Source organism: Burkholderia diffusa, from assembly GCF_001718315.1.
Lineage (GTDB): Bacteria > Pseudomonadota > Gammaproteobacteria > Burkholderiales > Burkholderiaceae > Burkholderia > Burkholderia diffusa_B.
The window spans coordinates 1,457,083-1,469,433 of the sequence record NZ_CP013363.1; the positions used below are offsets into that span (position 1 = coordinate 1,457,083).

The window sequence follows — 12,351 nt, forward strand, 5'->3', positions numbered from 1 at the left end:
CAATCAAACAGAAAGCTTCCCTCCGAGGGCATCGAGCGATGAAGCAGCACGACAAACACAACAACACGAATTCAACCCGTCACACCACACGGCTACCCTGGCGCATCGGCGCGGTCGCGGTGCTCGCCGCCGCCGCACTGTCGCTGCATGCGGGCGCCGCACGCACGGTGAGCGTGTCGCCGCAAGGCACGGTCACCGAAGTCCGGCAGAGCGTCGTCAAGTTCGACGAACCGATGGTCGCGTTCGGTTCGGCATCCGCGCCGAATCCCGCACGCATGACCTGCAACGATTCCACCGCCGCACGCGGCCAGGGACACTGGCTCGACGACAAGACGTGGGTCTACGATTTCGAGAACGACCTGCCGCCCGGCGTGCGCTGCTCCGTCGCGCTCAACGACACGCTGCGCTCGGTCGCCGGCAATGCGGTCAGCGGCCCGCGCCGCTTCACGTTTCAGACCGGCGGCCCGTTCCCCGTGACGGTGCGCCCCGGCTCGCGCGAGATCGAGGAACGCCAGGTGTTCGTGCTGAAGCTGAACGGCCCGGCCGAGCCGCGCTCCGCACTCGCGAACATCTGGTGCGAAGCGGTCGGCATCGGCAACCGCATCCCCGTCACGGCCGCCGACGACGATACCCGCAACGCGCTGCTCGATCACTTCGGGCTGAAGAAGGACGCCGCGCGCGTGCTGACGCTGTCGTGCGCGCAGGCGCTGCCCGCGAGCGCAAAGATGCAGCTCGTCTACGGCAAGGGCGTCGCGAGCCCGAGCGGCATCGCGAACGATACCGAGCGCCGCTTCGACTTCACCGTGCGCGCGCCGTTCGCCGCGAGCTTCTCGTGCGAGCGGGAGAACGCGAAGGCGCCCTGCACGCCGCTGCGTCCGCTCACGCTGTCGTTCAATGCGCCGATCTCGCGCAAGAATGCCGAGGCGATCAGGCTGCGCGGTCCTGACGGTTCGCTTTCACCGACCTTCGCGGCCGACGATCACAGCGACGAAGTGACGACCGTCACGTTCAATCCGCCGCTGCCCGCGCAGGCGAACCTGACCGTCGAGCTGCCGTCCGGGCTGCGCGACGTGACCGACCGCTCGCTCGCGAACGCCGACCTGTTCCCGCTCGCGACGCGCACCGCGCCGATGCCGCCGCTCGCGAAATTCTCGTCGGGCACCTTCGGGATCGTCGAGCGTTTCGCCGAACCGGATACGCCCGCGCTCGTGCCCGTCACGCTGCGCAATGTCGAGGCCGACCTGCATATCGCGGGCCTCAACACGAGTGGCGCGCAATTCTCGAACCTGAAGGTCGACGACGACACCGCGATTCGTCAATGGATGCGCACCGTCGAGCGCTTCGACAACTGGTCGATGACGGCCGACATGATCGACGAGCGCATCCCGGGCCTGCTCCGGCGCAAGGGCCAGCACCCTGTCTACGTGCCGCTCGCGGCCGGCGAGAAGATGCCCGCGCCGCAGAACCGCCGCATCGACGTGCGCTCGCTGTCGCTGCTCACCGGCGAACCGGGTGCGCAGGCACTGACGCTGCCGAAGGCCGATCCGAAGGCGCTGCGTCCGTTCGAGGTCGTCGGCGTGCCGATCGAAAAACCCGGCTTCTACGTGCTCGAACTCGCGTCGCCCGCGCTCGGCCGCTCGCTGCTCGCGAAGCCGTCGAGCATGTACGTGCGCACCACCGTGCTCGTCACGAACCTCGGCGTGCATCTGAAACAGGGCCGCGAGAACAACCTCGTATGGGTCACGACGCTCGACAAGGGCAAGCCCGTGCCGAACGCGCGAATCCGCGTGTCGGATTGCAACGGTGACGAAATCGCGTCCGGCAAGACCGATGCGCAAGGCCTGCTGAAGATCGACGGTGCATTCGAGCCGAAGCACGAATGCAGCCAGTCGGAACGCTTCGACGACTACTTCGTGTCGGCGCGCGTCGACGATCCGAAGACGGGCCCGGACATGGCGTTCGTCAGCTCGAACTGGAACCGCGGGATCGAATCGTGGCGCTTCAACGTGCCGACCGACACCGACAGCGCGCCGACCGTGCGCGCGCATACCGTGTTCGACCGCACGCTGCTGCGGGCCGGCGAAACCGTATCGATGAAGCACTTCCTGCGCACCGAGACGCTGCAGAGTCTCGCGTTCCCCGCGCAATACCCGTCGCGCGTGACGATCCGCCATCTCGGCTCCGACCAGACCTACAAGCTGCCGCTGACGTGGTCGGCCGACCACAGCGCCGACACGCAGTTCACGTTGCCACCCGCGGCAAAGCTCGGCGAGTACAGCGTGTCGCTCGAAGGCGGCCCCGACGACGCGCCGACCGCCAGCTACTACAGCGGCAGCTTCCGCGTCGAGGCGTTCCGCCTGCCGGTGCTCAAGGGGACGATCGGCGCGCGCGACGCGCAGAAGAGCCCGCTCGTCGCCGTCAAGGAAGCGCCGCTCGCCGTGCAGATCGACTACGTGTCGGGCGGCGGCGCATCGAACCTGCCCGTGCAGGTGTCCGCGCTGATGAAATGGGCGTCGCCGCCGTTCGCGGATCGTTTCGAGGACTTCAGCTTCGCGCCGTACCGCGCGGAACGCAGCGACGGCAATGCCGACGACGATGCGCAGGACGGCGACAGCGCATCGGCCGCGAACAACGATCCCGACGCGACCCGGCTGATCGCAGACAAGCTGCCGGTCACGCTCGACCGCAACGGTGCGGGTTCCGTCACGCTCAAGGGCTTGCCCGACGTCGACGCGCCGAAGCGCATCGCGCTCGAGGCGACGTTCGCGGACCCGAACGGCGAAGTGCAGACGATTCGCGGCGACACGATCCTGTGGCCCGCCGCGGTAGTGGCCGGCATCAAGGCCGGCCGCTGGGTGTCGGTCGGCCAGCGCGTGCCGGTGCAGGCGCTCGCGCTCGACCTGCAGGGCAAGCCGCGCGCCTCGGTGCCGATCGAGATCAAGGGCGTCGCGCACATCACGACGTCGTCGCGCAAGCGGATGGTCGGCGGCTTCTATGCGTACGACAACAAGAGCGACACGCGCGAGCTCGGCGTGCTGTGCTCGGGCAAGACCGACGACAAGGGCCGCATGGCCTGCGACGCGACGCTCGAACAGGCCGGCAACATCCAGTTGATCGCGGTCGCGAAGGACGGCGACGGCCGCACGTCGAATGCGTCGACGTCCGTGTGGGTCACGCGCGAGGACGAACTCTGGTTCGGCGGCGACAACACCGACCGGATCGACGTGATCCCGGAGAAAACGTCCTACGAGCCGGGCGAAACGGCCCGCTTCCAGGTTCGCATGCCGTTCCGCTACGCAACCGCCCTCGTCGCGGTCGAGCGCGGCGGCGTGATGGAAACGCATGTCGTCCAGTTGAACGGCAAGAACCCGACCGTCGACCTGAAGGTCGACGAATCGTGGGGGCCGAACATATACGTGTCGGTGCTCGCGCTGCGCGGCCGCATTCGCGAAGTACCGTGGTATTCGTTCTTCACGTGGGGCTGGAAGGCGCCGGTCGAATGGGCGCGCGCGTTCTGGCGCGAGGGCCGTCACTATGAAGCGCCGACCGCATTCGTCGACCTGTCGAAGCCCGCGTTCCGCTACGGGCTCGGCGAGATCAAGGTCGGCACGGGCGCGCATCGCCTCGGCGTGAGCGTGACGACCGACGCAACACGCTACACGGTGCGCAGCAAGGCGCAAGTACACGTGAAAGTCACGCTGCCCAACGGGCAGCCGGCACCTGCCGGCACGCAGATCGCGGTCGCGGCCGTCGACGAGGCGCTGCTCGAACTGATGCCGAACAACAGCTGGGACCTGCTCGACGCGATGCTGCAGCGACGCGCGTATGGCGTCGAGACGGCCACCGCGCAGATGGAAATCGTCGGCCGCCGCCACTTCGGCCGCAAGGCCGTGCCGGCCGGCGGCGGCGGCGGCAGCGCGCCGACGCGCGAGCTGTTCGACACGCTGCTGCTGTGGAATCCGCGCGTGGCGCTCGACGCGAACGGCAGCGCAACCGTCGACGTGCCGCTGAACGACGCGCTCACGCGCTTCCGGATCGTCGCGATCGCGGCGGTCGGCCCCGATCGCTTCGGCACCGGCAGCACGTCGATTCGCAGCACGCAGGATCTGCAGCTGATCTCCGGGCTGCCGCCGCTCGTGCGCGAAGGCGATGCGTTCCGTGCGCAGGTCACGCTGCGCAACACAACCGATCGCGCGATGCAGGTCGTCGTGACGCCGCGCGTGACCGGCCTCGACGTCGCGCCGCAAACCGTGTCGCTCGCGGCCAATGCGGCGACGGAGGTCGCATGGACGATCACCGTGCCCGAGCAGGCGCTCGACGCGGCCGGCGCGCTGAACTGGCGCATCGAGGCGGCCGAGCAAGGCGGCAAGCGCGCGTCCGACGCGCTGGCCGTCGCGCAGAAGGTCGTGCCCGCGCTGCCGGTGACCGTGCAGCAAGCCACGCTCGCGCAGGTCGACGGCACGCTGACGCTGCCCGTGTCGGCGCCGGCCGGCGCCGTCAACAACGCACAGGGCGCGCCGCGCGGCGGCATTGCCGTGTCGCTGCAATCGAAACTCGCCGACGGCCTGCCCGGCGTGCGACGCTGGTTCGAGCGCTACCCGTATCGCTGCCTCGAGCAACAGACGTCGCGCGCGATCGGCCTGCACGACGCCGCGCAATGGCAGGCGCTGGTCGCGCGCATGCCGGTCTACCTCGACAGCGACGGCCTCGCGAGCTACTTCCCTCCGTCGTCCGACGACGCGCACTACGGGAGCCCGACGCTGTCGTCGTACCTGCTCGTGGTCGCCGACGAGGCCAGCCGCCTCGACCCGCGCTTCGCGCTGCCGGAAGACTTGCGCACGCAGCTCGAGGCCGGGCTCGCGCGCTTCGTCGACGGCCGCATCGAGCGCAACGCGTGGGCGCCGCGCCAGGATCGCGATCTGCGCAAGCTTGCCGCGATCGAGGCATTGTCGCGCTATGGCGCCGCGCAAGGCCGCATGCTCGGTTCGATCGAGATCGCGCCGAACCAGTGGCCGACGTCGGCGGTGATCGACTATCACGCGATCCTCACGCGCGTGAAGGACATCCCGCAGCGCGACGAGAAACGTGCGCAGGTCGAGCAGATCCTGCGCGCGCGCCTCACGTACCAGGGCACGCAGCTCGTATTCTCGACCGCGCGCGACGACGACCTGTGGTGGCTGATGACGAGCAACGAGACCAACGCCGCGCGTCTCGCGCTGGAATTCGCGGGCGATCCGGCGTGGAAGGACGAGATGCCGCGCGTCGCGACCGGCCTGCTCGCGCTGCAACGCCAGGGCGCATGGCAGACGACAACGTCGAATGCGCTTGGTCAGCTCGCGATCGAGCGCTTCTCGCGCACCTACGAGAGCACGCCCGTGGCAGGCACGACGAAGGTCGCGCTCGGCGGCAACGAGCGCGCGATTTCCTGGTCGCAGGCGCCGGCGCCCGCGGATGCCCCCGCGTCGGCCACCGCCGCGACGCGCGCCGCCGCCGCGCGCAGCGTGCTGATGCCGTGGCCGCGTGCGGCCCAGGCACCGGCCACGCTGTCCGTCACGCAGGACGGCACGGGCCGCCCGTGGGCGACCGTCGAAAGCCTCGCGGCCGTGCCGCTGCGCGCGCCGTTCGCGGCCGGCTACCGGATCACGAAGACCGTCACGCCCGTGTCGCCCGCGGTCAAGGGCGTGCTGACGCGCGGCGACGTCGTGCGCGTGCATCTCGACATCGATGCGCAGAGCGACATGACGTGGGTCGTCGTCAACGATCCGATCCCCTCCGGCGCGACGATCCTCGGCTCCGGCCTCGGCCGCGATTCCGAAGCCGCGACGCAAGGCGAGAAATCGCCGGACGGCGCATGGCCGGCGTTCATCGAACGCGACTTCGACGGCTACCGCGCGTATTACGACTATCTGCCGAAGGGCAAACTCTCGGTCGAATACACGGTGCGGCTGAACAACGTCGGTACCTTCGGGCTGCCGCCGACACGCGTCGAAGCGCTGTACGCGCCGTCCGTGTACGGCCTGTGGCCGAACCCGCCGATGACGGTGAAGCCGGCCGACGCGGGCAAGTGACGAGTACGTGATGATCGATCCTGTATTGCCGCGGCCGGTGCGTTTCGCCGGCCGCGTATTCGTCGCCGTCATGCTCGCAGCGCCGCTGGTCGCGCACGCGCTGCCCGGCTACGACGACGTGCGCCGCAACTGGCGCAGCTCCGACTGGGTGCTGCTCGCGCGCGACGGCACGCCGCTGCAGCGCACGCGCGTCGACCTCACCGAACGCCGCGGCGACTGGGTATCGCTCGCCGACGTGTCGCCCGCGTTTCGCGAGGCGATCGTCGTGTCGGAGGACAAGCGTTTCTACGAACACAGCGGCGTCGACTGGCGCGGGATCGCCGGCGCGGCGTGGGGCAATCTGTGGAACGAGCGCACGCGCGGCGCGTCGACGGTGACGATGCAGCTCGCCGGGCTGCTCAGCGATTCGCCGCGCCGCTCGGGCCAGCGCTCGCTGCCGCAGAAGGCCACGCAGGCAATGAACGCGCTGCTGCTCGAGCGGGGCTGGCGCAAGGACCAGATCCTCGAGGCCTACCTGAATCTCGTGCCGTTGCGCGGCGAGACGGTAGGCCTCGCCGCGCTGTCGCAGGTGCTGTTCGGCAAGGCGCCGTCCGGCCTCGATGCACGCGAGGCCGCGATCACCGCGGCGCTGGTGCGCGCCCCCAACGCGGCGCCGGCGAAAATCGCCGAGCGTGCGTGCCGGATCCTGCGCGACATGCGTGCGGAACAGGGCTGCGCGTCGCTGGACAGCTACGTGCAGCTCGTGATCGCCCGCCCGGCCAGCGCCGTGCGCGACGACGGCGCCGCCCTCGCCCCGCACTTCGCGCGCCGCATCGCGGCCGAGGTCAGGCCGATGGCCGGCGCGCAGGTGCGCACGACACTCGATGCGCCGCTGCAGCGCTTCGCGCGCGACGCGCTCACGCGCGCGCTGACCGAGCTCAACGCGCCCGCGCACCGGCGCAACGTGCAGGACGGCGCGGTCGTCGTAATCGACAACGCGACCGGCGAGATTCGCGCGTGGGTCGGTTCGTCGGGGGCGTTGTCGAGCGCGCGCGACGTAGATGCCGTGCTCGCGCCGCGCCAGGCCGGCTCGACGCTCAAGCCGTTCCTCTATGCGCAGGCGATCGACGAGAAGCGGCTCACCGCCGCGTCGCTGCTCGACGACGCGCCGATCAACCTTGCGGCCGGCGGCGGGCTCTACATTCCGCAGAACTACGACAAGGATTTCAAGGGCTGGGTGAGCGTGCGCAGCGCGCTCGGGGGCTCGCTGAACGTGCCGGCCGTGCGCACGCTCGTGCTCGTCACGCCGCACCGCTTCGCGCGCACGCTGACCGCGCTCGGCCTGCCGCTCGCGCAGGAAGGCGATTACTACGGCTTCAGCCTTGCGCTCGGCAGCGCGGACGTCACGCTGCTGTCGCTGACCAATGCGTATCGCGCGCTCGCGAACGGCGGCGTCGCGCGCAAGGTCGTCGACCTGCCCGCGCCGTCGCCCGCTTCCGGCGCATCGGCATCGGGCCGCGCGGACAACGGCACGCGCGTGTTCAGCGAAGCGGCCAGCTTCGTCGTCACCGACATCCTCTCCGACAACAACGCGCGCGTGCGCACGTTCGGCTTCGATAACCCGCTCGCGACGCGCTTTTTCTCGGCGGTGAAGACCGGCACGAGCAAGGACATGCGCGACAACTGGACGGTCGGCTTCACGTCGCGCTATACGGTCGGTGTGTGGGTCGGCAATGCGGACGGCTCGCCGATGTGGGACGTGTCGGGGGTGACGGGCGCGTCGCCGGTGTGGTCGGCCGTCGTCGGCTACCTGCACCGCGACCTGCCGAGCCGCGCGCCACGTCCGCCGGCCGGTGTCGAAACGCGCCGCATCACGTTCGAGCGTGACGTCGAACCGTCGCGCGACGAGTGGTTCGTCGCGGGCACCGCGCTTGACACGATCCGGCTCGCGGCGCCCGTCACGCCAGGCAAGGACGGCGCGCGCGCGCCGCTGACGATCGGCGCGCCGACCGACGGCACGATCTTCGCGATCGATCCGGACATTCCGCCGAAGAACCAGCGGATCTGGTTCGAGCGGTCGGCCGGGCATGCCGCGCGATTCGCGTGGCGGCTCGACGACAAGGTGATCGGCCACGCCGACCGCATCGCGTGGATGCCGTGGCCGGGAAGGCACCGGCTGGAACTCGTCGACGCGCGCGGCAACGTGGCGGATACGATCGGCTTCGAGGTGCGCGGCGCGTTCGCGAAGCCGGCCGCGCGCAAGCCCTAGGGCGCCGCAACCGCACCGCAGCCACAAACGAGCGAACGGGCACGCGTTACCCGGATCGGAGACATAGAATATGAGCCATGCGCTGTTGCTTTGGCGCATTCCGGTTGCCTTGCCGCGTGTTCCCCCTCTCCCGATCGTCCGCGACCATGAACCATCGCCATCCGCGCTTTCTCCGCCCCGCGCTGGGCATCGCCTGCGTCGCAGCCGTTGCGGCCCTGGCAGGCTGCAACGGCGATGCCTGCTTCGGCGTCGATGTCTGCTTCAACAGCGACAACACGCAGACCGTCGCGCTGTCCGGCACGGCCGCCACCGGCGCCGCGCTCGCGAGCGCGTCGGTGACGGTGAGTTGCACGCAAGGATCGGCGACGACGCTGACCGACGGCGGCGGCAACTACCGCGTGACGGTCAACGCCGTGCTGCCATGCGTGATCACCGTCGCATCGGGCGGCGCGAGCCTGCATTCGCTCGCGTACGCGGGCGGCACCTTCAACACGACGCCCGAGACCGAGCTGATGCTCGTCTATCTCGCCGCGCAACTCGGTACGAACACGGCCGGGCTGATCGGCAATTTTCAGGGGAATGCGCACTTCCAGCAGGTGATGGGCAACCCGAATACGGTGCAGGCCGCGCAATCGGCGGTCGTGACGAATCTGCAGCAGCGCTATTCGGTCACGCTGTCGACGCCGGCTTTCCTGACGACGCCGTTCGTGGTCGGCCAACCGGGCGTCGACAGCGATCTCGACGCGCTGGCCAAGGCCGGCGCGATCGATTCGAACGGAATGCCGGATCCGGCCGCGATTTCGCTGCTGGCACAGGCGGGCGCGGGACACCCGCTGTGAATGGCCGGCGTGCCGTTGCGGCACGCGCTCACGCCGCCGACACGCTTACGCGGCCTCCCTGCTCCCGCAAGCAACGCTCGCGGCCTGCTGCTGCGTCAGGTAGCGCAGCAGCTTCGTCACCATCCACACGACGATGAACGACAGCGCGACGAAGAACACCGCGAGCGGCGTCAGCACCTGCACCGACACGAAGCCGGCGAGGCCCATCATCGCGGACGAAACCAGCAGCAGCGCGCACCCGAGGATCGCGCTCGTCAGCCCCGCGATATGCGGAAACAGCGAATTGCCCTTGGCCATCAGCGTCGGATACATCGCGCCCGCGCAGAAGCCCATCACGAGCACCGGCGTCGCGAGCGTCCACACGCGCAGGCCGATGGTCAGCGCCAGCACCAGCATCGCAATCGCCGCACCCGCCATCACGCGCGCGCCGATGCGCAGCCGCTGCTCGGCACTCGGCAGCCCGCGCCCGTGAATCCGGTTCGACAGCCCGCCGAGGAAATACATCAGCCCGATCCCGAGCGCAAGATAACCGAAGTAGGTCGGCGGCTTGTGCAACGTGGTCTGCACCATGAACGGCCCGACGATGTTGAACACCAGCAGGATGCTGTAGCACAGTCCCTGCGCGAGGAAGCAGCTCTGGAACACCGGGCTCGCGAGCACCTTGCCCGCGTTCGCCATCAGCGTGCGCGGCTCGAGATGGACCGGCTTCGGCAAGGTTTCGCGATAACGCCACAGCAGCGCCCACATCACCAGCGAATACACCAGCAGAAACACAAGGCACGCGCGCCAGCCGAACCATTCCTGCAGGTGCGCGCCGATCACCGGCGCGATGATCGGTGCGAGCCCCCACGCGATCGACATGTACGTGAACGCATGCATCAGCGCCTGACCCGAGAACGAGTCGGTGATGATCGCCTTCGCGAGCAGGTTCGTGGTCGCGATCCCGAAACCCTGCAGGCAGCGCGCGAGCACGAACGTCTCCAGGTTCGGCGCGCCGAGCGACAACAGGCAGCCGATCGTATAGATGACGAGCCCGAACGCAAGTACGCGCTTGCGCCCGTACGCATCGGCGATCGGACCGAAGATCAGCTGGCCGAGCGCATAGGCGGCCATGTAGCCGGACACGCTCGACTGGATCGCCTGCGGCGTGGTCGCGAACGAGCGCGCCATGTCGGGCAGCGCGGGCACGTAGATGTCGATCGCGAGCTGGCCAGCGGACGCGAACAGGCAGATCAGAAACAACAGGAAGCGCGGCGAGTTCGATTCGCGCGCGGGTGTGAGCGAGGCGTTCATGACGACCGGGAAGGAATCAGACGGCGGCAGTACGCGCCAGCGTGTTCGAATAGCGAACAGCTGTGCGCAGCGAAGCCGTATTGTGCCTCTTGTTGCGACATCCCACAGGAATTCCCTGGCGCGGACGAGGTTGAATGCCTATCGCCCGACCTTCGGAAACACGCCAGGAGAGGAGGACCGCCCTCCACCGGCCGGTTTCGACATGTCGCCGCAGTCCCACTCCTGTAGAGCCGGCCGCGGTTTTAATCGTGCTTTAAGCCAGCGCCCGCATAGTCGCTGGTGGCTCCATCCGTGAGCCGCACGCTTTATTCATTGTCGATTCGATCAGTCTTCGTTTGATGGAGATACGAATATGCGATTCCGTTCATCCATGGCGGCGGGCGCGCTGGCACTGTTGCCCGTGCTCGCGATGGCCGGGCAGGCCGACGCGGCCCTCGCCGCCCAACCGATGTTCGTCAACGTCAACGGTCACGCCGTGCCTGTCAAAGCCGAAACGCGTGTCGTCCAGACGGCTCTCGGCCCGATGAAGGTCAGCACGTGGAGCTGGCACAGCCCGCAAGGCGGTGCGAGCTTCGAGATGCAGACGTCGTCGTCGGACGGCGCCCCGCCTGCAGACGCGCTGCGGCAGCTGCAGGCCGCGCAGTATCGGATGCAGGCGGCCCAGGCGCAGATGGTCGCGATGCTGCAGCAGATGATGGCGCTGCAGCGCGTCGCGCTCGCCAACGCGTTCGCGATGCCGATGCCGCAACCCGTCGCACTCACGATGCCCCTGTGGGCGATGCCGGAACCGGTCGTCGTGCTCGTGCCGGCCCAGCCGCCGATGCGGGCGGTGGCGCCGGCACCGTCGGCACCGGCCCGGCCGGCCGCGCGCGGCCCCGAAATCAAGGCCTGACGCGCGATTCCGGCGCGCGAGCGACCGGGTGGCAAAGCAAAACCGCCGGCACATGCCGGCGGTTTTTTATTTGCGACGCGATAAAACGGCGCCGCCGCGATCAGTACTGCGCCTGATCCGTCGGATTCCTGAACAGCTGCTTCATCTCCGGCGACAGCGGATAGTTGAGGCTCACGCCCTTCGGCGGAATCGGCTGCATGAACCACTGATCGTAGAGCTTCTCGGCGGCCCCCGAGGTCTGCATCTTCGCGATCACGCCGTCGACCACGTGCTTGAACGCCGGGTCGTCCTTGCGCATCATGCACGCGTAGTTTTCGTGGACGAGCGGCGTGCCCGTCACCGTGTACGCACCCGGATTGCGGTCCTTCGCGATCTCGCCGTACAGGAGCGGCTCGTCCATCACGAACGCGACCGCGCGCCCCGTCGTGACGTTCATGAACGCTTCAGCGTGGTCCTTCGCGCTGATGATCGTCATGTTCATCCCCTTCTCCTCGTTGAGCTTGCGCAGCAGGCGCTCGTCCGACGTACCGGCCGTCGTCGCGACGGTCTTGCCGGCCAGGTCCGGAAAGTCCTTCACGCCCGAATCCTTGCGCGTGCTGAAGCGAATTCCATACAAGAAAATGCTGTTCGAGAACGCGGCCTGCTTCTGCCGCTCCAGCGTGTTGGTCGTCGATCCGCACTCGAAGTCGATGGTGCCGTTCTGCAGCAGCGGAATCCGGTTCTGCGACGTGATCGGGATTTCCTTCACCGTCAGGTTCGGCGCCTTCAGTTCGATCTTGAGCGCGTCGATGATGCGCGCCGCGATTTCGCGCGAGTAACCGATGTTCTTTTGCTGGTTGTCCGAATAGGAGAACGGCACCGACGATTCGCGGATACCCAGCGACACGATGCCTGTGTCCTTGATCTTCTTCAGCGTGCCGGTGAGCGCCTGCGCGTGCGCGGCGCCCGCCAGCGCGCAGGTCAGCGCGACGGCCAGCCAACGGAAGCGGCGATCCATGCTTTTCTCCTGAT

6 protein-coding genes are annotated in these 12,351 nt (G+C 68.6%); 4 read left to right on the plus strand and 2 right to left on the minus strand.

Annotated features, from left to right (window positions below):
• Positions 1-38: 38 nt before the first annotated feature.
• From WI26_RS21805 to WI26_RS21815, 3 genes are all read left to right on the plus strand, one after another.
• Positions 39-6,068, plus strand: coding sequence for an alpha-2-macroglobulin family protein (locus WI26_RS21805; protein ID WP_069227166.1), 6,030 nt, complete (start codon positions 39-41; stop codon positions 6,066-6,068).
• Positions 6,069-6,078: 10 nt separating this feature from the next.
• On the plus strand, positions 6,079-8,316 hold the full coding sequence (gene pbpC, locus WI26_RS21810; RefSeq protein ID WP_069227167.1) for a penicillin-binding protein 1C: 2,238 nt from the start codon (positions 6,079-6,081) through the stop codon (positions 8,314-8,316).
• 146 nt (positions 8,317-8,462) lie between these two features.
• Positions 8,463-9,155 (plus strand): hypothetical protein, encoded by a 693-nt coding sequence (locus WI26_RS21815; protein WP_069227168.1) that lies wholly within the window; start codon positions 8,463-8,465, stop codon positions 9,153-9,155.
• A gap of 45 nt (positions 9,156-9,200) precedes the next feature.
• Here the strand turns inward: WI26_RS21815 and WI26_RS21820 are convergent, their stop codons facing one another.
• The gene (locus tag WI26_RS21820) at positions 9,201-10,448 is read right to left on the minus strand and encodes a multidrug effflux MFS transporter (RefSeq protein WP_059539742.1); all 1,248 of its coding nucleotides are present in this window, start codon (positions 10,446-10,448) and stop codon (positions 9,201-9,203) included.
• Between the two features lie 352 nt (positions 10,449-10,800).
• Between WI26_RS21820 and WI26_RS21825 the strand changes: the two genes are divergently transcribed.
• Positions 10,801-11,340, plus strand: a complete 540-nt coding sequence (locus WI26_RS21825) for a hypothetical protein (RefSeq protein ID WP_069227169.1) — start codon at positions 10,801-10,803, stop codon at positions 11,338-11,340.
• A gap of 100 nt (positions 11,341-11,440) precedes the next feature.
• On the opposite strand, the gene WI26_RS21830 is transcribed toward WI26_RS21825, so the two are convergent.
• Entirely contained in the window at positions 11,441-12,337 is an 897-nt protein-coding gene (locus tag WI26_RS21830) for a glutamate/aspartate ABC transporter substrate-binding protein (RefSeq protein ID WP_069227170.1), read from the minus strand.
• Positions 12,338-12,351 lie beyond the last annotated feature (14 nt).